16 protein-coding genes are annotated in these 23,096 nt (G+C 70.4%); 8 read left to right on the top strand and 8 right to left on the bottom strand.

Features of this window, described 5'->3' with window-relative positions:
* Nucleotides 1-12: 12 nt before the first annotated feature.
* Entirely contained in the window at nt 13-4,551 is a 4,539-nt protein-coding gene (locus tag ElP_RS02255) for an extracellular metalloproteinase (protein WP_145266856.1), read from the bottom strand.
* A gap of 482 nt (nt 4,552-5,033) precedes the next feature.
* Here ElP_RS02255 and ElP_RS02250 point away from each other — a divergent pair, with 482 nt between their 5' ends.
* Nucleotides 5,034-6,284: a dipeptidase gene (locus ElP_RS02250; protein ID WP_145266854.1), complete on the top strand. Its 1,251-nt coding sequence runs from the start codon at nt 5,034-5,036 to the stop codon at nt 6,282-6,284.
* 92 nt (nt 6,285-6,376) lie between these two features.
* Here ElP_RS02250 and ElP_RS02245 read toward each other — a convergent pair whose 3' ends face one another.
* Nucleotides 6,377-7,762 carry a c-type cytochrome gene (locus tag ElP_RS02245; protein WP_145266852.1) on the bottom strand — a complete coding sequence of 462 codons (1,386 nt, stop codon included), beginning with the start codon at nt 7,760-7,762 and terminating at the stop codon, nt 6,377-6,379.
* Between the two features lie 404 nt (nt 7,763-8,166).
* Here ElP_RS02245 and ElP_RS02240 point away from each other — a divergent pair, with 404 nt between their 5' ends.
* The 3 genes from ElP_RS02240 (at nt 8,167) to ElP_RS02230 (ending at nt 11,313) form a co-directional block, all read left to right on the top strand.
* Nucleotides 8,167-9,672: an efflux RND transporter periplasmic adaptor subunit gene (locus tag ElP_RS02240; protein WP_145266850.1), complete on the top strand. Its 1,506-nt coding sequence runs from the start codon at nt 8,167-8,169 to the stop codon at nt 9,670-9,672.
* Nucleotides 9,673-9,812: 140 nt separating this feature from the next.
* Nucleotides 9,813-10,349 carry a hypothetical protein gene (locus ElP_RS02235; protein ID WP_145266848.1) on the top strand — a complete coding sequence of 179 codons (537 nt, stop codon included), beginning with the start codon at nt 9,813-9,815 and terminating at the stop codon, nt 10,347-10,349.
* Nucleotides 10,350-10,509: 160 nt separating this feature from the next.
* Nucleotides 10,510-11,313, top strand: a complete 804-nt coding sequence (locus tag ElP_RS02230; protein ID WP_145266846.1) for a hypothetical protein — start codon at nt 10,510-10,512, stop codon at nt 11,311-11,313.
* A gap of 59 nt (nt 11,314-11,372) precedes the next feature.
* Here ElP_RS02230 and ElP_RS02225 read toward each other — a convergent pair whose 3' ends face one another.
* The 3 genes from ElP_RS02225 to ElP_RS02215 form a co-directional block, all read right to left on the bottom strand.
* Nucleotides 11,373-11,774, bottom strand: coding sequence for a 6-pyruvoyl trahydropterin synthase family protein (locus ElP_RS02225; protein WP_145266844.1), 402 nt, complete (start codon nt 11,772-11,774; stop codon nt 11,373-11,375).
* A gap of 296 nt (nt 11,775-12,070) precedes the next feature.
* On the bottom strand, nt 12,071-13,102 hold the full coding sequence (locus ElP_RS02220; protein ID WP_145266842.1) for an aldo/keto reductase: 1,032 nt from the start codon (nt 13,100-13,102) through the stop codon (nt 12,071-12,073).
* Between the two features lie 61 nt (nt 13,103-13,163).
* Complete coding sequence (locus tag ElP_RS02215; RefSeq protein ID WP_145266840.1) at nt 13,164-14,234, bottom strand: alkene reductase; 1,071 nt, start codon at nt 14,232-14,234, stop codon at nt 13,164-13,166.
* 157 nt (nt 14,235-14,391) lie between these two features.
* On the opposite strand from ElP_RS02215, the gene ElP_RS02210 reads away from it, so the two are divergent.
* A complete protein-coding gene (locus ElP_RS02210) occupies nt 14,392-14,730 on the top strand; it encodes an ArsR/SmtB family transcription factor (RefSeq protein WP_145266838.1) in 339 nt (112 codons plus the stop codon).
* Nucleotides 14,731-14,827: 97 nt separating this feature from the next.
* Here ElP_RS02210 and ElP_RS02205 read toward each other — a convergent pair whose 3' ends face one another.
* From ElP_RS02205 to ElP_RS39250, 3 genes are all read right to left on the bottom strand, one after another.
* Nucleotides 14,828-15,253, bottom strand: coding sequence for an OsmC family protein (locus ElP_RS02205; protein WP_145266836.1), 426 nt, complete (start codon nt 15,251-15,253; stop codon nt 14,828-14,830).
* Nucleotides 15,254-15,757: 504 nt separating this feature from the next.
* A complete protein-coding gene (locus tag ElP_RS40500) occupies nt 15,758-17,845 on the bottom strand; it encodes an alpha/beta hydrolase-fold protein (RefSeq protein WP_197446656.1) in 2,088 nt (695 codons plus the stop codon).
* A gap of 333 nt (nt 17,846-18,178) precedes the next feature.
* Nucleotides 18,179-18,382, bottom strand: coding sequence for a ferritin family protein (locus ElP_RS39250; protein WP_231749410.1), 204 nt, complete (start codon nt 18,380-18,382; stop codon nt 18,179-18,181).
* Between the two features lie 630 nt (nt 18,383-19,012).
* On the opposite strand from ElP_RS39250, the gene ElP_RS02190 reads away from it, so the two are divergent.
* The 3 genes from ElP_RS02190 to ElP_RS02180 all read left to right on the top strand — a co-directional run bounded on the left by ElP_RS02190 (nt 19,013) and on the right by ElP_RS02180 (nt 23,082).
* Nucleotides 19,013-19,585, top strand: coding sequence for an ECF-type sigma factor (locus ElP_RS02190; protein ID WP_231749408.1), 573 nt, complete (start codon nt 19,013-19,015; stop codon nt 19,583-19,585).
* Nucleotides 19,582-21,519: a serine/threonine-protein kinase gene (locus tag ElP_RS02185; RefSeq protein WP_145266831.1), complete on the top strand. Its 1,938-nt coding sequence runs from the start codon at nt 19,582-19,584 to the stop codon at nt 21,517-21,519. Before ElP_RS02190 ends, ElP_RS02185 begins: the two co-directional genes overlap by 4 nt.
* Nucleotides 21,520-21,699: 180 nt before the next feature.
* The gene (locus ElP_RS02180; RefSeq protein WP_231749406.1) at nt 21,700-23,082 is read left to right on the top strand and encodes an outer membrane beta-barrel protein; all 1,383 of its coding nucleotides are present in this window, start codon (nt 21,700-21,702) and stop codon (nt 23,080-23,082) included.
* Nucleotides 23,083-23,096 lie beyond the last annotated feature (14 nt).

The raw sequence follows: 23,096 nt of genomic DNA, 5'->3' as shown, positions 1-23,096 counted from the left end.
GACGACCCCGGATCAGAGCTGGATCGGGCGGCGGCGGAAGCCCGCGGCGATGAAGCGTCGGAAGGCACCGACCCCTCGGGCCTGGTCGCCGGGGATGACCTGGATCGGCGGGGTGGACCGGGTGCCGTCGGTGCCGATGTCGGCGACGAAGGTGGTCGAGCTCGCCCCGACGAACTGCGGGAAGGGGGTGAAGAACGACTCGGTCAGCGTGTTCCCGGCCCGGTCGGTGATGGCGGCCCCGTTGATCGTCACGGTGTAGCCGCCCCGGGACAGGGGGCCCCGGCTGCCGAGCCGGAGGATGACGACCTGGGAGCCGTCGGCCCCCGGCGGGGAGAGCTCGACGCCGACGATCCGCAGGGCGCGGCCCATGGCGTCGGTGACGGCGTAGTTGTCCGGGCTGAGCAGCGAGGCCGGGGCCAGCCCGCTGAGGGGGTCGGCCAGGGTGACGAGCACCTGACCGGCCCTCGGGTCGAGGAAGACGTCCCGGACGGTCGGCCCGGAGCGGTCGACCACGAGGGGGCCGCCCCCGATCGGGACGATCGGGCTGTTCTGGACGCCGGAGCGGTTCTTGGCGGCGGCGGAGAGGGCGTAGGAGCCGTCGCCGAGGCCCTCCACCTCGTAGGTCCAGCCGCCGTCGGCGGGATTGGTGGGCACCTCGGCGATCAGGAACGGCTCGCCGCCGTCCCGCTGGGCGAGCAGGATGACCGTCGATCCGGGCACGGCGAAGCCGCTCACCAGGCCGCCGGGCGCGAGGGTCGCAATGACGGGCATGCGGACCACGTCCATCGCGGCGGAGGTCGAGAGGGAGGTCTGCACGCCGCCGGGGCCCGTGATTGCGACCGAGACGGGGAACCCTCCCGAGCGAGTGTAGGCGTGCCGGCCCCGGACCAGGAAGCCGGACTCCCGGCCCAGGGGGTGGACGACCACCTCGCCGGCGGAGGTGGTGCCGTCCCCCCAATCGATGACGACGGTGAAGTCGCCCGCCCCGGCGAAGGGGTCCTCGGTGTAGACGGCGCCGAGGTAGTGGAGCCCGTCCTCCAGCTCCAGGCCGCGGATCGGCACGGCGAGGCCGGTGAGCGGACTGGAGCCGATCCTCGCCGTCGCGGCGGCGTCGGCCCGGACGCCGGTGGCCAGGCTGGTCACGGTGACGACCACCTCGTAGGTGCCGGCGGGGAAGGAGTGGTCCCCCAGGACCTGGAACGAGCCGTCCTCGAGCTGGACCATCCGGCCGGCGGAGGAGGCGCCGTCCCCCCAGGAGATGGAGGCGGAGAAGTCCCCGGGGGAGCCGCCGGGGTTGAGGTCGACGAAGGTGGCGACGACGCCGGAGAAGGGGCCGGCGAGGGCGGCGATCGGCTGGGCTCGGGGGAGGAACCCGGCGTCGGAGACGACGAGGGTGGAGGTGGCCTCGGCGATGCTGCCACCCCGGCTCACCACCCGGATCCGGGCGGTGAAGGTGCCGGCCCGCAGGTCGTCCCGGGTCCCGAGGACGAGGAAGCCGACCTCGGGGTCGGGCTCGATCACGCCCGGGGTGGTGGTGCCGTCCCCCCAGTCGATCGTGGCGGTGAACTCGCCGGCCGTGCCGAGCTGGTTGAAGTCGTCGAAGCGGGCGACGACGCCGGAGAAGAGGCCCTCGGCCAGGGTCAGTCGGCGGCCCTCGGCGTTGATGGGGGCGTCGGAGACGACGGCGGTGCTCGTGGCGGTGTCGGAGTTGCCCCCCCCCTCGAAGACGGTGACCCGGATGGGCAGCTCGGACCGGCCGCCGGGCAGGCTGAAGGTGTGCTCGCCCAGGACGGTGAACGCGCCGCCGCCGTCGGAGACCACGGTACCAGGACCGGTGGTCCCGTCACCCCAGTCGATGACCGCCGAGTAGGAGCGGGCTTCCTTCACCTGGGGGCTCAGGTCGACGAACCGGGCGACGGGCCCCCTGAAGGGGGTCCCCTCCTGGATGGTGTAGGAGAAGCCGCCGGTGGCGAGGACGGGGAAGGTCTCGATCCGGGCCTGCCCCAGGGCGAAGCTGGACTGCCCGCCGGCCTCGGAGACGATCAGGCGGTAGGTGCGGTCGCCCCCCTCCCGGTAGGTGTGGCTGCCGAAGACGTCGAAGCCGCCGTCGGCCTGGCGGACGACCTCGCCGGGGGACTGGACGCCGTCGCCCCAGTCGATGGTGACGGTGTAGTGGGAGCCCGGGTTGGCCTGGGGGTCGAAGTCGGTGAACGAGCCGACCGGGACGTCCTCCAGGGGAATCCCCTCCCGCGAGACGATCGGGCTGCCGGCCTGGGCGAACAGGGGCCAGCTCTGCACGGGGAGGTCGAAGGTGGCCACCTCGGGGAGGGAGCCGTCGCGGTCGGCCGTGATCGTGACCTCGTAAGGGCCGCCTTCGAGGTAGGTGTGGGAGCCGATGATGTCCAGCCCGCCGGCGCCGTTGGGCCGGAGGGTCGCCGCCCGCACGGGGGAGCCGTCGCCCCAGTCGATGGTGGCGCCGTAATCGGCGGGGTTGGAGATGCCGAAACGGTCGGTCAGGGTGCCGACCACGACCTCGTTGAGCGGGGAATTCTCGTAGAGTCCGGCCAGCCCGGCGGAGTTGAAGGCGACGTCGACGAAGAGGGGGATGTCGAAGGCCTCGCGGATGCCGTCGAAGTCCCTGGCGTCGTCGTATCGGGTGCCCAGGTCGGTGTCGACGGCGCTGAGGCCCATGCCCCGGCGAGCGAAGGCGGTCCAGATCTCGGTGGCATACCTGCCGCCGAAGAGGGCCTGGTCGGCCCGGAGGATGGCGTCTCGGCCCTGGAGGTAGGTGGGGTTGGCCGGCTGGAGCTTGAGGGCCTCGGTCACCAGGAGCATGGCGACCTGATTCCCGGAGCTGGCCTCGGGGGAGGCCACGTCGACGGGGGCGTAGAGGTCGGGGGAGAAGCCCTGGCGGTCGACGAGCAGCCAGTTCATGTCCCAGAGTGCGGCGGCCCAGATCTCGCCGTTGGGGTGCGGGAAGAACTCGCCCGCGCCGAGCCCGAGGTCGGAATAGGAGTAATTGTAAATATTCTGGTCGAAGCTGTAGGGCTGGCGGCGGACGCCGTTGGGATAGCCGACGTAGACGCCCTGCGGGTAGGCGTCGAGCTTCCCGTCGTTCGCGTCCTGGGTGAACATCAGGGCGTAGAAGTCGCTCCAGCCCTCGCCCATGCTGCGGGACTGGAAGCGGTCGAGCGCGCCGGAGTTGGCCGCGCCGCCGGTCAGCCGGTTGGAGATGCCGTGGCCCAGCTCGTGGACGACGATCTCGTTGGCGAAGCCGGCGTCCCGATTGGGGTTGGTGCCCGTGAAGATGTACATCTGCATGCGGCCGGCGGTGCCGTCCGGGGGGGTCGCGAAATTGGCGTTGTCGGTCCCCGATCCGTCCTGGACGTCGGCCTGCACGGCGTCGCCGCCCTGTCCTCCCCGGCCGAAGTTGTTCTGCTGGAAGTTGCCGGATGCCTCGTCGAAGCCGTACCGGTGGAGCACGTCGTGGAAGACGTTGGAGACGAAGAAGGTCTGGACGATCGAGGCGTTCTGGGAGTTGGCCGGGGCCTGGGTGTCGTCGAAGGGGAAGTCGAAGACGAGGCCGGCGCCGCCGTCGGGGCGCGTGCCGCCGGTGTTGTTGTTGTCGGCGTCTTCCTGGGCGAAGACGTTGTTGCCTCGGGTGTCGGTGAACTCGGGTCCGTCGGTCCGGCCGTCGGTGGTGTGCCAGCCGTCGGGCGAGGCGTCGGGGGCGTCCAGGTGCTGGTCGACGACGAGGGTGCGGGGCCCGTCCTGCGGCGAGCGGGCGGGCGGGGGGAAGACGTTGTAGGTGTGGTTGTCGACCCAGTCGGAGGCCCGGAGCAGCGCGCCGGTCTGGGCGTCGACGCTGGCGTCGTACCAGTGGCTGCCGTCGGGCAGGTCGACGGAGAAGTTCCAGGCGAGGCGGGGGGAGCCGTCGGGCCCGGCGACGTAGTGCAGCCGGGCCGGGACCTCGCCCCGGGCGGCCCCGGGGGCCAGCAATGTCCCCCGGAGATCGAGCCCCTCGGCGTCGCGGACGACGGTGATGTCGCCGGCGAGTCCCAGGCCGAGGGCGTCGACCGCCCGGCCCAGCGCCTCCGCGGGGGACAGCCCGGGGGCGGGGACACCCTCCTCGGGGAGGCTGCCGATGAGCGGGCTGAACCGGCCGCCGATGGTCAGGATCCGCCCCTGGCGGTCGACGGCGACGTTGATGTCCGAGTCGACCACCGGCAGGCCGTTGAAGCCCTGCCTCAGGTACAGGTAGGTGACGCCGCTGGGGGTGCTCGTGTGGTTGTTGGTGACGACTAGGCGGTCGAGGTCGCCCGCCCCGAGGCCGAAGGAGTCGCCATGCTCGGCCAGATAGTCCCTCGCGATCTGCACGGGCGCTCCCTGCCGGGGGCCGCTCAACGCGACTTCGCCGGGGAGGGGGGAGGGGGAGAGCACCACGCGATCCTCGAGCCCCTCGATCGAGGGCCGGACGCGATTCCTCCGCACATCGAGATCAAGTCGGCCGCGCAGCGCGGCCCGGTGCCGCCTTCGGCGATCGCTGCTCATCGGAATTCGCTCCGGCAGGGGCCCGAAGGACGCTCGACGCCACGGGGCGAGGATCGGCACTCGGACGACAACTCGGACGGGGATGAGGACACGACCACCCGCCTCGACGGCCCCTCGTCGGGCCTCGATCCGCCGCCGATCCGGCGCACCCGGAGCGTAAGGGCCGCGCAGGCGAGGCCCCCGGGGATGCCGTTGGACGGTGATCGCGAATCCGAACGCCCGCAGGACGGGCGGCCGGGGATCCTTCTCTAAGTTGGGCAGCCTAATCGAGCGATACCAGGATGATGCCTCGGATCCGTGGAGTCAACCACATCTTCAGGAATTCACGGTTCCCGGTCACCGTTTTTTCGGGCCGGGCTCCCCGGCGCGGCGTCGGGGACCGGGCGGCTTGCCCCGAGGCGGTCGGGCCCCCCACAATGGGGCTCCCGAGACGGACCCGAGGGCGGCCTCGCCCGACTTGCTCACCGAGGAGAGCCCCGACGATGCCCCCGCTCCCGATGGCCTGCTGGGCCCCCCTGATCCTCTCGACCCCGATCTTCGCCCCGGCCCCGGGGGACGACTCCCCCGAGTCCCGGGCCGCCGAGGTCCACGCCGGGGCCCTGCTGATCGACGGCCACAACGACCTGCCCTGGCGGCTCCGGTCGGACGGGGACGTGGCCTTCGGGGCGATCGACCTCGCCGATCGGCTCGACTCGGGGCACACGGACATCCCCCGACTGAGGATCGGCGGGGTCGATGCCCAATTCTGGTCGGTGTACATCCCGAGCGAGCACCCGGACCCGGCTCAGACCGTCCTCCAGCAGATCGACCTGGTCTATCGGATGGCCGAGCGGTATCCCGACGCCTTCGAGATCGCCCGGACGGCCGGAGACGTCGAGCGGATCGCCGCCTCGGGGAAGGTCGCCTCGCTGATCGGGATCGAGGGCGGGGTGGCGATCGAGGGGGATCTGGCGCTGCTGCGGAACTTCGCCCGGCTGGGGGTCCGCTACATGACGCTCACGCACAATTCCAGCCTCCCCTGGGCCGACGCCGCCACCGACGATGCGATCAGCGGCGGGCTCTCGCCGTTCGGCGAGCGGGTGGTGAAGGAGATGAACCGGCTGGGGATGCTGGTGGACATCTCCCACGTCTCCGAGGAGACGATGGACGACTGCCTCCGAGTCTCGGAGGCGCCGGTGATCGCCAGCCATTCGAGCGCCTACGCGATCGCCCCGCACCCGAGGAACGTCCCCGACGCGATCCTCCGCCGCCTCCCGGAGAATGGCGGGGTGGTCATGGTCAACTTCTACCCGAGCTTCATCGTCCCGGACGCCTCCGCCAAAATGGCCGAGGCCCGGGAACGGTTCCGGGCCGAGCACCCGGACGACGACGAGGCCTACCGGGAGGCGCTGCGAGGCTGGATGGGTGAGCACGCCGAGGAGCTTCGAGGCGAAGTCTCGGTCGTCGCCGACCACGTCGACCACATCGTGGAGATCGCCGGGATCGACCACGTCGGCATCGGCGGCGACTACGACGGCATCGGCAGCGTGCCGGTCGGGCTGGAGGACGTGTCGACCTATCCGAACCTGACCGGGGAATTGCTGCGTCGCGGGTACTCGGACGAAGACGTGCGGAAGGTGCTCGGAGGCAATGCCCTCCGGGTCCTCCGGGAGGCGGAGGAGGTGGCCGACCGGCTTCGATCGCAAGTGCCGCCGGACGTCCAGCAGCCGGAGCCTCGGGCGGAGGACGAGTGAGACGATGCCGGATGAGGCCGGTCGAGTGACCCCGCATTCGGCCCGCCTCATCCGGCACCGCCGGGCGGTCCATCCGATCTCCTGGGGCGGGATCAGAGGGTCTTGAGGTACTCGATGACCGCCCGGCGCTCGTCGTCTGTGAGCGGGTCGCCGAAGGTGTGCCCCCGGTTGCCCAGGCCGAATCGGGAGGCGTCGAAGATCGACCGATCCCGGTCTCGGCGGGCGATCTCGGGCTCGACGGGGTCGAGCACCTCGACCCGCCAGCCGACGCGGCCGGTGTCGTAGTGCTCGAAGTCGGTGGAGGGCGGGCGTCGGAATCGGCCCGGGCGGGTGTCCGAGTCGAGCAGGTGGGACAGGGTCGGCACCGAGCCGTTGTGCAGATAAGGTGCGGTCGCCCAGACGCCGTCGAGCGGGGGGGCCTGGTAGCCGGTCATCACCTCGTCGACCGGGTGGTGCTCGGCGAACCAGGTTTTATTGTAGTGGGAGACCAGGGAATCGGTCGGGGCCAGGGCCCGGGCGGGGTCGGTGCCGATGACCTCCAGCTCGACCACCCGGTTCGGGTAGGTCCGCCCCTCGCCGTACGTGCCGTGGCATCGGGCGCAATTGACCTCGAAGACGCCCCTCCCACGCTCGGCCAGGTCGGGATCGACCGGGAAGGGATATTCGGGGGCCTCGATGCTCTTGAGGTAGGCGAGGATGTCCCCGAAGGTCGGCTCCAGCTCCTCGAACTGCTCCCTCGACTTCTCGCCGAGCATGAACTGCATGATCGACCGGACCGATCGGGCGTCGGTCCGGCCGTCGTAATACATCGTGCCTTTGTGCTTGAGCGTCCACCAGGCGGGGACGTCGGTCTCGGCGAACTTTGCGCCGTGGAGGACCGGGAAGAGGCGGGGGGACAGGTCGGGGCTGCGGAGGGCGATCAGGATGGCGGCCATCTGGCCGGCATTGACCGTGCCCCGGGCGGTGTTCACCGTGAAGCCGGTGAAGTATAGCGGTCGGCCGTCGGCGCGGTAGAAGTCGCGGTACAGGCCGATCATGTCGAGCCGGGTGTTGCCCAGCCCGACGTAGCTCGTCCCGCCGATCGAGCCGCCGTGACAGGCCAGGCAGTCGACCTGGAAGCCGACCCGGCCGGACTTCGGGTCGGTCGCCCTGCGGAGTCCCATCGGCAGGCCGTCGTTGGGGTAGGGGGCCGGGTGGAGGCCGTAGCGATCGGCGAAGGCGTCGGCATAGGTGCCGGGATCGGCCTCGGGGTCGGGGGCCCGGTCCCCCCAGAGCCCGGCGACCGCCCGATAGACGTCCATCCCCCATTCGGGCCTCAGGTAGCCCCGAGCGGTCAGGGCCTGCCGCCCCCGGTCGGCGTCGGGCGTGCCGGGCGCCGTCCTCCCCCCGGCCGAGGCGGGCTCGGCCCGGAGCAGCGACAGCGCCAGCAGGAGGAGCGCGAGCAGCGGTGAGTATTTCCCGGGATTCGACGAGATCATCCGATTAATCCTGGCCGAGCGGTCTTCAAATCTCTATAACCCGTTATAGACCTGGGCCCGGCCCTCGGGAATGGCCGGCGAGGAGTTCCGGGTATGCAAGTTGCCCTTATTCAGCGATTGTTCTACAATCAGGCCGGTCGGACTCGCCCCGGAAGTGGGGGGGGGAAGACGGGCGGGCAATCGTCCGATATCCTTATAGGGCGACGCTTGCCCCGATCGGGCCGCCGAGACGCGGCCCGACCCGCCATGACTCCCGCCTTCGGGACGCTCGACCGACCGGACGACACCCAGGAGCCCCCGCTCGGGGCCGGAACCGCCCCGAGCCCCCACCCCACTGCCCCTCGCCGGCCCCGGCCGGCCCCGCCCTCCTGCTCCCCCTTTGCCTGAAGAAGAGGAACGGTCTCATGAATACCCGGACAACGAAGCGAGGCCTCTCCTGGCTCGCGGGAGCCCTGCTGATGGGCGGCGCCGTGGCCGCCGCGGCGTTCCTGCTGCCCTCCTCCTCGTGGTCCAGCGACGCCCGGGCGATCCCCGAGGGGATTTCCCGGATCCCGGTGGTCCGAACCGACCTCTCCGTGACGGTGACCTCGACCGGGGAGCTGAACAGCGCCTCCAACACCTTGATCGAGTGCGCGCTGGAGGACATCCGGGAGCGCAGCGCCGGCGGCCAGCGGATCGGCACCAGCGGCCGTTCGATGATCATCGAGCTGATCCCCGAGGGTTCGGTCGTCTCCAAGGGGGACGTCCTCATGAAGGTGGACGGCTCCGAGTACGAGGAGATGATCCGCCAGAAGCTCATCGAGAACGAGCAGGAGCGGTCCGAGCTGCGCCAGTTCGAGCTCGACCTGGAGACCGCCCGGATCTCCCTGACCGAGTTCCTGGAGGGGACCCGGCTCCAGCAGCTCCAGATGTACAAGGGCGAGATCAAGCTGGCCGAGGGGCAGTACCAGCGCCAGATCGACCGCATGGCCTGGTCGGAGGAGATGCTGCCGCTGGGCTACATCTCCCAGGCGCGCTACGAGCAGGAGAAGCAGCTGCTGCTGAGCGACAAGATCGCGCTCGACCGCGCCCGGGAGACGCTCTCCACCTACGAGAAGTACACCGTCCCGAAGATGGCCCAGACGCTGGAGACCGAGATCGACCAGCGGCTGTCCAACGTCACCTACATGCGGCGTCGGGCGGAGCGGAATGACGAGCGGCTCAAGGAGTACCAGGAGCAGCTGGCCAACTGCACCGTCCGGGCCCCGCACGACGGCTACGTCATCTACGCCACGGATGACGACGACCCGCCGCTGGCCGTCGGCGTCGAGGTCCACGAGCACATGGACCTCTTCCACCTGCCCGACCTGGGGAACATGCAGGTCGAGGTCGGCCTGAATGAGACGATCGTCGAGCGGGTCCAGGCCGGGATGCCGGCCGTGGTCCGGGTCGTCGCCTTCCCCAACGTCCAGCTCCAGGGGCGCGTCGAGAAGGTCGAGCAGCTGCCCCGGACGACCCGCTACAGCTTTATCAAGGACGACGTGAAGGAATATCGGGCCATCATCTCGATGGAGTCCCACCCCGGCCTGATGCCCAAGATGGAGGCCGAGGTCGAGATCATGACCGAGGAGCGTCCCGACGCCCTGGTGGTCCCCGCCCAGGCGATCGCCTACGAGCAGGCGGGCACCCCCTATTGCTACGTCACCCGGGCCGACGGGCTCGAACGCCGGCCCGTCGACGTCCGACCCGGCACGATCAACACGCTCCAGGTCCTCGACGGGCTGGACGAGGGTGACGTGGTCATCCTCGACCCGACCCGGGTTGACCTGGAGGGGCTGGTCGTCGACCGGCCCCTCGGGCCGATCACGACCACCGTCCCGAGCGACGCCGGGCAGGCCCAGGCCTCCGCCGGATCGGCCCTGCTGCAATGATCCCCCCGACCGGACCGGGGGCCGTCCCGGGCGCCTGAAGGCCGCCCGGGACGCCGGCCGAAGCAACGATCGGACGGGACGCGCGCCGGATCGGGCCGGCGGTGGCCCTCCCGTCCTCTCGTCGCACCCGGGTCCGAATCATGCCGACCAAACGTGCCCCGTCCCGGGCCCAGGCCGCCGCGTCGGCCTCGGGCCCCCATCCCGGCGCCTCGCCGATGCTCAACGCCGCGCTGGTGCTGGTCGCCTTCGGCTATGGCCTGGCGCTCCTGGTCGATCGTCGGGAGCTTTCCTGGCCCCCTCGGGAGTTGCTGGCCAGCCTGACCACGCTCGCCGGCTGCCTGGCCATGGTCGGGCCGCTGCTGCTCTGGCGCCGGGGGGCCGCCGAGGGGACGCTCGGGGAACTGATCTGGATGGTCGGCGGCCTGGTCCTCTGGGCGTTCAACCTCTCGGCCCTGGCCCTCGGCCGGACCCGGGGACTCGACTGGGCCGCCCCGGTCGGCCCCGAGGTGCTCGGCCCGGTCATGGTCGCCCTGATGATCGGCGGCTGGCGGACCGGCCGGGTCGCCTGGAGCTGGACGTGGACGAGCGTCACCGGCTGGGTGCTCGGCCTGATCTGGATCGGCATGGGGGTCCTGGCGCTGCTGCCCGATCGTTCGTCGATCCCCGGGCTCTCCTGACCCGACCCGCCTCCACGGCCCGGTCCGGAGGTGGTCCGCCCTCAAACCACCCCCTCGCTTGACGCCCCCACGACCCGCCGATTAGCCTAAATGGCTCGAACGACTGCCTCGGCCCTCCCGCTCTGACGGCCGATCGTCGCCCAATCAGGAGCCTCCCGACGTGGCCACCGACCCTCAAGCCCCCCCCTCGCAGGCCCCGACGTGGTCCGCCTCGCCGATCGAGAACGAGCTGCCGACCTATCGCGCCCTGAGCGTGTGGTCCGTGACTGCCCTGGTCCTGGGCGTGATCTCCCTGGTCGCCTTCGCCAGCCTGACCTTCCTGATCGCCTCGGCCGGCGCGATCGCCAGCGGTGCCCTCGCGCTCCGCTCGATCCGTCGATACCCTGAACTCGTCACCGGCACCGGCCCCGCCAACCTCGGCATCGCCCTGGGCCTCATCACCGGCCTGGCCTCCCCGACCGTCTTCGTCGTCCAGCGCACCATCATCGATCGCCAGGCCCGGTCCTACGGGGAACAGCTCGCAGAGGCCCTCCAGCAGGAGGGCCTCTCCGGGGCGTTCTGGCTGGCACAGCCCCCCTCCGCTCGGGCCCAGACAACGCCCGAGAAGTTACTCGCCGAGATCGAGGCCTCGGCCCAGCAGGACCCGATGGCCGGCGCCGACCCCCGCCTCAATGCCCTGCGGGCCATCGCCACCCGCCTGAGTGCGTCCGGCGAGCAGCACATCCACGTCGAGGGGGTCGAGTCCAAGGGCTTCGACGGGGTGACCCCGTTCGCCTTACTCCTGATGACGCTCGACGGCCCCGGGACCGAGCAATTCCCCGACGAGGCGCAATTCGCCCTGTTCCGGGTCGAGGGGATGAAGTACGACGGTCAACGCTCCTGGTACGTCCAGGACATCACGTTCCCCTACGAGGCCGGCTCCCGGGCGAAGGTCGTCGCATCCGCCCACGGTCACGACCACTGACCCTGCCGACCGACCACCCCTCGACGATGGCCCGGGTCGGTCGGCCTCCCCTCCGACGTTCACGCGCCGAAGGTCGCATGACAGCGGGGCGTCTCCCAGAGGGTCACCTCGAGGATCGGCAGCCCCGCGTCCTTCGCGTGCTCGAAGATGAGCCGGGCGATGTTCTCGGCCGTCGGATTCTGGTCCATCACGAAGACCCGCTCGCCACGCTCCTGGAGCACGGGGAGGATGGGGTCGTCCCGATGCAGCAGCATGTTGTGATCGAGGTGCTCGTCGATCCAGGCCTGGAGATGGCGCTTGATGTCGCTGAAGTCGATGAGCATACCCCGATGGTCGAGCGCATCACCCCCCAGGACGATCACCGCCTTCCCGTTGTGGCCGTGCAGGTGCCTGCACTTGCCCTCGTAATTGAGCAGTCGATGTCCGTAGCAGAATTCGATCTCCCGGGCGACGCGATACATCGGACCTCCTTCGTCGTCTGATCGCATTCTAAGATCCGCCCCGCTCGATCGACAAGCGCCCGCCCCCGGGTTCTCCCCCGGCGGGAGAACGCGGCGGCTCACCGCCTCGCCCCCGAGTCCCGAGGCGACCGGGGAGGGCAGGAGACCAACTTGAGGTTCTCGAAATGACCGGACCGAGGCGCCCGGCCCGGTCTCGTCGGCGATCCCTCACTCACGGCCGGCCGAGGCCCGCGATCGGGATCTCCTCGGGATATCCCCTCGTGTCCGCACCGGATCGCCGGGCCTCGGTCCTTCGCTCACACCGGGGCGGGGTTCCGCTCGACGAAGCCCCGCTGGTGCCAGTAGGGATAGGCCAGCGGGGTGGCGCTGGCGGCGTCGAGCCGGGCCACCTGCTCGGGGGAGAGGTCCCAGCCGACGGCCCCGAGGTTCTGCCGGAGCTGCTCCTCGTTGCGGGCGCCCACGATGACGGTCGCGACCGAGGGGCGCCGCAGGAGCCAGTTCAAGGCGACCTGGGGGACGGTCTTCCCGGTCTCCGAGGCCACACCATCCAGCGCGTCCACGACGCGGTAGAGGTACTCCTCCGGGACCTGGGGGCCGATGTCGACCGCCGTCTTGCTCCGCAACCGGCTCGTCTCGGGGAGCGGCTGACCTAGGCGGATCTTGCCGGTGAGGCGGCCCCAGCCCAGCGGGCTCCAGACGACGGCGCCGACGCCTTGGTCGAGCGCCAGCGGCATCAATTCCCATTCATAGTCGCGGCCGACCAGCGAATAATACGCCTGGTGGGCCACGTAGCGTGGGTAGCCGTACTTCTCCGAGACGGCGAGCGACTTCATCAGGTGCCAGCCCGAGAAGTTCGAGCAGCCGATGTAACGGATCTTGCCGGCCCGGACCAGGCCGTCGAGCGTCGAGAGCACCTCCTCCACCGGCGTGACGGCGTCGAAGCCGTGGAGCTGGTAGAGGTCGATGAAGTCGGTGCCGAGCCGCCGCAGGCTCCCCTCGACCGCCCGGATCAGGTGGTGCCGGGAGGAACCGACGTCGTTCGGGCCGCCCCCCGCCCGGAACGTCCCCTTGGTCGAGATGAGGACCCGGTCGCGTCGGCCCTTGATCGCCTGCCCGAGGATCTCCTCGGCCATGCCCTGCGAGTAGATGTCGGCCGAGTCGAACAGGTTGAGGCCGGCCTCGAGGCAGACGTCGACCAGCCGGGTCGCCTCCGCCACGTCGGTCGCGCCCCAGGCCTTGAACAGCTCGCCGCCGCCGCCGAAGGTGCCGGTGCCGAGGCCCAGGGCCGGGACCTTCAGCCCCGAGGCCCCGAGTTGCCGGTATTCCATCAGATACGCTCCTCGTCGTTGATGCCCAGGAGGGCCGGATTGTGACGCCCGCCCGTCGCGATCAAGCGGCCTCGTCCCGCTCATCGAGCGTGGGATAGTCCGTGTAGCCGTGCGGTCCCGACGCGTAGAAGGTGGACGGGTCGGGGGCGTTCAATTCGGCGCCCAGGGCGAATCGGCGCGGGAGGTCGGGGTTGGCGATGAACTGCACGCCGAAGGCCACGGCGTCGGCCTCCCCGGCGGCGAGCACCTGCCCGGCCGTCTCCCGGGTGAAGCGCTCGTTGGCGATGTAGACGCCGCCGAACTCCTGCTTCAATCGGGGCCCGATCCGACCCCCGCCGAGGGCCTCCCGGGCGCAGAGGAAGGCGATCCCCCGGCGGCCCAGCTCCCGGGCGACGTGGACGAAGGTCGAGACCGGGTCGGAGTCCCCCATCGAGTGGATGTCGCCCCGGGGGGCGAGGTGGACGCCGACCCGCCCCGGCCCCCATTCGGAGATCGCCGCGTCGGTCACCTCGAGCAGGAATCGCGCCCGGCCCTCGACCGACTCGCCGTAACGATCCGATCGCCGATTCGAGCCGTCCTGGAGGAACTGGTCGGGCAGGTAGCCGTTGGCCCCGTGGATCTCCACGCCGTCGAAGCCGGCGGCCCTGGCGTTCTCGGCGCCCCGGCGGTAGGCCTCGACGATGCGCGTGATCTCCTCCGCATCCAGTGCCCGGGGCGTCGGGAACGGTTGCTTCGGCCGAAGGAGGCTGACGTGTCCCTCGGGCTGGATGGCACTGGGGGCCACCGGGAGTTCGCCGCCGAGGTAGGAGGGGTGCGAGATCCGCCCGACATGCCAGAGCTGGAGTAGGATGCGACCGCCCCGGGCGTGGACGGCCTCCGTCACGATCCGCCAGCCCTCGACCTGCTCGGGGCTCCAGATCCCCGGCGTGTCGGGGTAGCCGACCCCCATCGGGTCGACCGCGGTCGCCTCGGTCAGGATCATCCCCGCCGAGGCCCGCTGGGCATAATATTCGGCCATCAGCGCGTTGGGCACCCGCCCTTCGCTCGCCCGGCATCGGGTGAGCGGCGCCATAAACACGCGGTTCGGCAGTCGGAGGTCGCCGACGGCGATCGGATCGAGTAGGCCGGGCATCGGTCGTCTCACTCCTCGGGGTCGGGAGCCGGTCCGGGTCGCCCCGACGGCCGGCCGGGGTAAAATGAAGCTGGCGAGGCGCCGACCGCCGTCGAGGCGGATCGGCCGGATTGTTCGAAGATCGACGAACATCGATTATCCTAGGGAGGCGAGGCCCATGAGGCAACTCCGGCACCCCGAGGCCGGCGAGCTCACCCTCGGGGGGGTGCTAAGGGCGCTGAGCGACCCGGTCCGTCTCCGGATCGTCGCGACCCTGGCCGGGACGGAGGGGGAGCGGGCCTGGGGCGACTTCGACGTCGAAGTGTGCGCCTCGACCCTGAGCCACCACATGAAGGCCCTGCGGCTGGCGGGGGTGATCGTCCACCGCAAGGAGGGGACGAGATGCTTCGTCTCCCTGCGTCGTGAGCTGGAGGACACCTTCCCGGGCCTGCTGGGCTGCATCCTCCGGTTCGCGGACGGCGGCCCCGGGGGCACGAGGGCCCCGGGCCGGGGGTGATGACGCACTCGACGACGCGGGGCCCGGGGCTGGGTCCGCCGGATCGGGCCGCCCGGCCGCGACCGGGGCGTGCTCGCCCGGCCCCGGTCGCCCGGCCTCACTCCTCGAGCGTCGCCTCCAGGGTGATCTCGGCCTTCAGCAGCTTGGAGACCGGGCACCCGGCCTTCGCCTTGCCGGCCAGTTCCTCGAACTTTGCCCGGTCGGCGCCGGGGATCCGGGCCTTGAGGGTCAGGTGGACGGCCGTGATGGCATACCCGTCGTCGACCTTGTCCAGGGTGACGTCGGCCCTCGTCTCCATCCGCTCGGCCGTCAATCCGGCCTCGCCGAGGATCAGCGACAAGGCCATGGTGAAGCAGCCGGCGTGGGCCGCGCCGATCAGTTCCTCGGGATTCGTGCCCGGCTTCCCCTCGAAGCGGCTCGAGAAGCCGTAGGGGTACTCGGCGAGTGCGCCGCTGCGGGTCGAGATGGCGCCCCGACCGTCCTTGATGCCGCCCTGCCAGGCGGCCGAGCCGTGCGTCTTCATCGCGAAGTCTCCTCGTGATGGGGTGGTGGCCTGCGGATTGGGGTGCGAGGACGGGGGGCGCCGGAGCGTCGCCTCAGCGGGCCGGGCCTGGGCCACCCTCCGGGGCGATGGAACGTCCTCGCAGGGGAACTCCTCGAACAGGGAGGCCGGCCTGCCGGAGTACGCAGCCGGGACGTCGGCCGGGACGACGGCGATCCACCGCGACCGGTCGATCGCCTCGTTGTTCCCGGTGGAGTGCCCGTAGCCCGACGGGATGTTCTCTCGAGGTCACGAGTCTACACCCTCGGGAGACGCTGCCGTGGGACGGAAGCGTCGAGAGATCAAGCCAGTGGTGGCCATCTGGGGGGGCCTCGACGAGTTGTGAGAGCGGATCGAGCCGATTCTGCTCGAAGGGAACCCCGCCGCCGACAGTCCTCGGGAGACGAATCAGTGGCCGAGTGCATTGAACGAACGTGGGCCGTTCGTCGGTGGGGATCGGGAGGGCGTCCTTGCCCGCCCACCTCTCTATTCCGATTGACGATCGGTGAAGAGCCGCTGGACGAACCAGTACAGGTTATTCTTCCACTCCGTCGGGTCGTGGGCGTGGCCGTCCACGTGCCAGACGTGGGAGACGTCCTTCTCCTTCAGATAGGCGTGCACTCCCTGGCTGATGCGGAGCAAGCCGTCCTTGCTCCCGCAGGCGACCCAGAGGAGCTTCAACTCCTGACGAGCGGCCTCGGGGTCGGGCACCAGCTCGGCCGGCGGCTTCGTGTTGGGCGCCGAGGAGAACCCGCCGATCCAGGCGAAGGTGTCGAGGTGGCCCAGCCCGAAGTTGAGCGCCTGGCCCCCACCCATCGACAGGCCGGCCAGGGCCCGATGCTCCCGGTCGGCCTGGACCGAGTAACGCGACTCGATCGCGGGGATGACGTCGTTGAGCAGGTCGTCCTCGAACGCCGCGAAGGCCGGCGCGCTGGCGAAGACGTCCCCCTCGGCCCGGTCGTTCTCCTGGGCACGGCCGTTGGGCATGACCACGATCATGGGCACGGCCTTCCCCTCGGCGATCAGGTTGTCGAGGAGGAGGTTCGGATGGGCGAAGCGTTGCCACTCCGTCTCGTCGCCGCCGATGCCGTGCAGCAGGTAGAGCACCGGGTACTTCGTTTCCTCGGTGTAGCCCGGCGGCGTGTAGACCTGCATCTTGCGTGTGGTGCCGACGGATTTCGACTCGTAGGAGATCATCTCCAGCGTCCCGTGCGGCACGTCCTTTTCCTCGTCGATCCCGGCCGGAGGCTCGGGGACCGCCGGCACGTCGTCGGGGTTCAGGACGATGGGCGGCTGCTGACGCCGGCCGGGCCGACGGCCGGCCGGGGGGGCGTCGGCGTCGGCCTGCTGCGCGTCGGCCTGCTGCGCGTCGGAGTTGGCGTTGACGTTGGCAGCGTGGCCGAAGAGGAGCGGGGCGAACTCGCGCAGGCTGCGGCGCCAGGTCTGCCACTCGTGCGAGGTGCCGGGCGACTCGTAGTAGACGTGGTCGATCCCGGCCCCTTCCAGCGCCTCGTGGTAGTTCTTCACGCTCTCGTACATCCGCTCCGGCTCCTCCGTGCCGATCCCGAGCCAGAGCACGTCAACCTTCTCGTTGAACGCATCGGCATCGGCCATGACGCCCCCGTGGGCCGTCTCCGGATCGAAGGCGGCACCGCCGAAGCCCCCGCCCGCCCCGCTGAAGCCGCCGATCGACGAGAACAGGTCGAGGTGCTTCAGCGTGACCTGGAACGTCTGCATACCGCCCATCGACAGCCCGGCCATCGCCCGGTGCTCGCGGTCGGGGATCGTGCGGTAGGTCGCGTCGATCATCGGGATCAGATCCTCGACCATCACGTCCTCGAAGGCGGAGAACATCCGGCTGAAGTCGGGGCGGCCGGGGGGTCGGGCGGGCTCGGCGTCGCCGGGCCGGCGCGCGTACCCCTGCTCCATGACCACGAGCATCGGCCTCGCCTTCCCCTCGGCGATCAGGTTGTCCATGATGAAGCCGACGCGCCCCTGGTCCGGCCAGCCGCGCTCGTCCTCGCCGCCGCCGTGCTGGAGGTACAGCACCGGATACCGCGACTCGCCGTCGTCGTAGTCGGGCGGGGTGTAGACGAAGATCCGCCGCCATCCCTGAGTCGTCTCGGAGAAGTACCAGCGCTCCCGGACCTCGCCGTGCGGCACGTCCCTGGGGAGGTAGAAGTCGACGCCCTCCTCGGGGATCTCGATGCCGCTCGTCATCTTGCCGGTGCCGAAGAACGTCTCGCTCGAGGGGTCGTTGACCTCGGCGCCGTCGATGAAGACCCGGTAGTAGTGGAACCCCGGCACCTGGGGCTCGGTCGTGGCGGTCCAGAAGCCCTCGTCGTCCTTCTCGGCGGGATAGCGCTGGTCGTCGAAGAACCCGAAGACGACCTCCTGGGCGTCCGTCGCCTTGATGCGGAACGTCACCCGCAGGTCGGGATGGACCCGGGGGTACTCCGCACCTCGGATGTTGCTGGACGCGGGGACGGAATCGGCCGGCTCCGGGCCCTCGTCCTGGATGGGGGCCGAAGCCAGGAGCAGGGGCAGCAGGCCGGCGAACCAGATGGGTTTCATCGTCGATTCTCCCGTGCGAGGTCGATCGGGGCCCCCGGACGACGCGCCATGGCCCCGGGATGTTGGAGTGGTGCGATCTCGGCATTCTCGGCGGATGGCGAATGGTCGGGCCGCGCCGCATGATCGGGTTCGGCGCCGTGTCGCCCTGCACGAAGCGCACGACCTCGACGACCGGACCGCCTTCGGGTCCTCCGGATGGGGACTTGATGGTAGGCACGCCGTCGCGTGGAAGCCAGCGGCCACCCCAGGTCGTACTCGGCTCGGCAATCCGATACGGCTTCGAGCGTGAGGCGAATCCGGCGTCCAGGGCGATCTCCCCCGCACGTCCCGGCGTCAACGAGGCGGCTCCTGGAGACGTGCCTCGACGAGCCAGGGCCAGGGTTCGATGCCCATCGAGACCTCGATGAACAGGTCGGCCGTGTCGGGCTCGCCGAACTCGCCCGCCTGGTCGATCGCCTCCCTCGCAGCGAACCCGGACGCGGCCAGGGTCGAGGAAAGGTGGTCGAGGCCCCTTCGGGCGCCTTCGGGGTACTCCACCAGTGTGCTGCGGCCAGTGTGCTGCGGCGCGAGACGCTTTGGGGCGTGCCTTCGGCGATGCCCCGACCTGCACGGCCCGCTCGGCGATGGCGTCGACGCCCCCCTCCACGGCGTCGCAGACCTGGTCGAACAAGTGGTGCAAGCCGGAGAAGTTCGGCCCCCCCCACGTTCCTGTGGGCCTGAGATGCAGTCGGCCAGTCGATCGTCCAGGAGTTCGATCGCCCGGACTCGAATCGACTCGGCGAGGTCGTTCCAGGTCGCGTCCATCACGCGCCCTCCGATCACCCGGATGGGACGGGACTTCGCCTCGGGGAAGCGGACAGGAACCCGTTGCCGTCCCGACGGCCCACCATCCGCCCCAGGACAGTCCCGCGTGGAATCGGGGAGTAACCCTTCATCGGATCCGTCGGGGTCGGCATTTGCTCGCGGCGGATCGCTTCGCCGACCCCAGGTCCGCCCCCGGGCTGCTCACCTGCGCGGTGCCGGGAGCGACGCCGACTCTGCGGCCCACGGTCTTTGATCCGGAGGGGAGGCTCCGGCTGGGGACGCTCCGGCTTGCAGCCGGGGCGGAACCCCCGGACAATGAACCCGGTCGCCACGCCAGGGCCAACCGGACGGATCTCGACGCAGGTGGAATCGGGGATTGGGCTGACACCGATCCTGGACAGGGCACGCCGCGGGGACGAGCGGGCCCGGGGGGAGCTCGTCGACTCGATTTATGACGAGCTGCGGCGGGTCGCCTCGCGGATGATGGGTCGCGAGCGGGCCGACCACACCCTCTCGCCGACCGCCGTCGTGCACGAGGCCGTCATCCGGCTCCTCGGCGAGGAGGTCTTCGAGCGGGCCGAGGATCGGAATTTCCTGTTCGCCTCGGCCGCGAGGGCGATGCGCGAGGTCCTCATCGACCACGCCCGGCGGAGGTCGGCCGCACGGCGCGGCGGGCACTGGAGGCGGATGCCGCTCGACCTCGTGGTGGATTACTTCGAGGAGCAGGGGCTCGACGTGGTCGCCGTGCATGAAGCCCTCGGCAGGCTGGCCGAGCTGAACGATCGCCAGGCCCAGGTCATGACCCTGCGCTACTTCGGCGGCCTGACTGTCCCGGAGGTCGCCGCCGCCCTCGGCGTGTCGGTCGTCACCGTGGAACGAGACTGGCGGCTCGCCCGGGCCTGGCTCGGCCTCCAACTCCGGGGGGGCGAGCAATGACGCCGGATCGATGGCGTCGGATCGACGAGCTCTTCGACGCGGCCTCCCGGCTCGACCCCGACACGCGGGAGGGCTGGCTCCGACAAGCCTGCGACGGGGACGACGTCCTGCGGGACGAGGTGCTCCGACTGCTCTCTCACGATGAGCGGGCGGAGCTCGAACGGTTCCTGCCGGCCCCCGAGGCCATTGACCGGACGGGAGACCGGACGGGCACGTGGCCCCCCCACGCGGCGGGGCGACATCCCGCGGGTCTCGAGTCGATCGGGCGGAACGGGGCGGCGCCGGGAGGGCGGGACGGCGGCTTCACCCCCATCGCGGCGATCCACCCCGGCTCGGGGCCAGGGTCCTCCGCCGGCCGCCATGTCCCGGCGAAGCAGCGACTGCTCGGGTTGGTGTGTCTCTCCCTGGGCCTCGCCCTGCTGATGCTCTCGTGGAAATACCTCGTCGCACGCGACCCCGCACCGACCCAGGCGATCCCCTACTCGATCCTGATCGTCGCGAGCTGCGGGGTCGCACTCCTGATCCTCCGACCGGCCCCCCTCTCGCCATCCCGAGCCCGGTTCCTCGAATTGGGGATGATCGGGTTGGTCGCGGGCGTCTTCGCCGTCTCCCAGTATCAGACCATGCTCGACTTCGCGCGGCGAGGCGACCCGCTGCGGGCGCAGTTCGTGATGAATCATCGGGTGCTGATCGCCGCGATCCTGGTCCTCTGCCATGGGCTCTACGCCCCGTCGGACTGGCGAAAATCCGGCCTGGTCGTCGGGTTGATCGCCGTGCTCCCGTTCGCGACGCTCCTCGCGCTTTACCTGAGGAACCCCGGGCCCATGGCCTGGCTGGGGGGCATGGGCCCGAGGGGAGGGACCAGCCCGCTGGTGCTCGTCGGCTTCGATGCGATGCTCCTACTGATCCTCGCCGCCGGCTCCGCGTCCGGCTCCCACCTCATCGCCCGGCTCCGGAGGGAGGTCCGGGAGGCCCGGCAGGTCGGGCAATATCGCCTGCTCCGGAAACTCGGCGTCGGGGGGATGGGGGAGGTCTACCTGGCCGAGCACCAGTTCCTCAAGCGGCCCTGCGCCCTGAAGCTGATCAAGCCGGGGATCGAGTCCGGCGCGAAGGCCCTGGCGCGATTCGAGCGCGAAGTCCGGCTCACCGCGACCCTCTCCCACCCCAATACCGTCGAGATCTACGACTACGGGCGGACCGAGGACGGGGTCTACTACTACGTCATGGAGTACCTGCCGGGCATGAACCTGGCAGAGCTCGTCGAGCGGCACGGCCCCCTGCCGCCGGGGAGGGCGATTTACCTGCTCCGGCAGATCTGCCTGGCGCTGCGCGAGGCGCACGGCGTGGGCCTGGTCCACCGGGACATCAAGCCGTCGAACATCATCGTCGCGCGCCGGGGCGGCGAGGACGACGTGGCGAAGCTCCTCGACTTCGGCCTCGTCCTTCCCGGCCCATCGAACGGCGCCTCGGACCTGAGCGACGAGGGACGGATCCTCGGGACGCCGCTCTACATGTCGCCCGAGCAGGCGACGGTACGCCAGGAGCTCGATGCGTGCAGCGACCTGTACTCGCTGGGTGCAGTGGCCTACTACCTCCTGACAGGCCGGCCCCCGTTCCATGAGGGCGGCATGATCGAGATCCTCGTGGCGCTCGCCCGAGACCCGGCGGTCCCCCCGTCTCTGATCCACCCCGGGATCCCCGAGGACCTGGAACGCCTCGTCCTAAAATGCCTCGAGAAGAACCCCGACGACCGGTTCCGGGACGCCGACGCCCTGGAGCGTGCCCTGGGCCAATGCCGCTGCGCGGCCCATTGGGGGCCCGCCCAGGCCGCCCGTTGGTGGCTCACGGCCGGGGATCCGATGGAGACGGGCTCCGGCGAGGACGCGTCAGGCCGACCGACGGCGGACGCCCTCGAAGCGCGGCATTCTGCCTGACCTCGACGTGATGGGATTCGACCGGTCCCGGGATGGCTTCCCATCTTCAAGTATCACTGCCGAGGACCCGGACGGCCGATACTACCCGCGAGACACATGCCCGGGTCATGCCGTCGGTCGGGCCTCGGAGGCCGGGACAGGAGATCAGCCCCGGCGATCCCACATCGGAGGAGGATGCCGATGTCGTGGCGTTTTCGGTTCGGGACCGCCCTGGTAGCCATCGCGTCCCTCTCGGGCTCGGCGATCGGCCAGGATATCCCGCCGCCCCGGCTCCCCGAGTACGGGGGTGATCCGGCGTCGCGGTTCCCCGATTACGAGGGCATCCCGCGGCCGATGCTCGACGAACTCGACCTGCCGGGGGCGGACGCCGGGAGGGGGCTGGAGTCCGAGTCGCTCCCGGCCGAGCAGGCCGAGGACATCGTCGGGGCCCCCGAGTTCTTCCGGCTGGGGCCCGCCCCGGTCTCCGGCGTCAACCTCCTGAGCGACTTCCTGAACTCGGGGGGCCTGCTCGACTCCCTGGGGGTCGACGTCTTCGGCTGGGTCGAGGGCGGATACACGGGGGCATCGACCCGCCCCGGGCTGCTGAGCGTCCAGCCGCGCCTGAACCGATTCGGCGACGAGTTCCTGCTGAACGAACTCGCCCTCGTCTTCGACCGCCCCCTGCGGCAGGACCGGTTCGACGTCGGCTTCTTCGTCCGCTACTTCGCCGGGGCCAACGCGGCGACCGGGCAACCGCTGGGCGGCATCGGCGGCGACAACCCCGACCCCCGCTTCAGCCACGACTTCCGCGACCTCTACCTCTCGTTCCACCTGCCGATCCTGACCGAGCGGGGCCTCAACTTCAAGATCGGCCGCATGAACACGATCATCGGCTACAACGGCTTCCTCGCCCCATACCGACCGCTTTATTCCAGCGACTACCAGTTCTTCTACGCCCAGGACGGCGCCTTCACCGGCTTCCTGGCCGACATGCGCCTCACCGACCGGCTCGACGTCTGGAGCGGGATGACGCTCGGCGCCAACACCTTCTTCACGAGGAGGGGCGACGACTCCTATTGCTACATCGGCCAGGTCAATTACTGGTTGACCGACGAGCGGCGGACCCGCCTGACCGGCTCGGTCTACGCGGGCCCCGACGCGATCTTCGCGGCCCCCGGCCTCAACGGCGACTTCGTCACGATGGTCGAGTTGCGGCTCCAGCAGAATTGGACCCCGAGGCTGACCCAGATCGTGCAGAACAACATGGGCTGGGACGCCGACACGCCCCTCGGGACCGGTACCTTCTACGGCCTCTACTCGATCCTGATCTATCACGCGGCCCCGACCCTCGACACCATCTTCCGGGCCGAATGGTTCAGCGACCCCGAGGGGACGCGGACCGGCTTCGACACGGATTACGCCGAGGTTACCCTCGGCGCCAACTGGCACCCGAACCGATACCTGGAGATCCGCCCGGAGATCCGGGGCGATTTCGCCGGCGAGCCGGCCTTCGGCGGTGGCGGGTCCCCCGGGGGCAATTTCAGCCAGCTGACCGGCGGCATCAGCTTCCTCGTGAAATACTGAACCCGGCAGGTACG

The sequence above is a fragment of the Tautonia plasticadhaerens genome, from assembly GCF_007752535.1.
Classification (GTDB): Bacteria; Planctomycetota; Planctomycetia; order Isosphaerales; family Isosphaeraceae; genus Tautonia; species Tautonia plasticadhaerens.
Note: the sequence above shows the minus strand (reverse complement) of the source record. Positions and strands in the feature narration are given on the sequence as shown.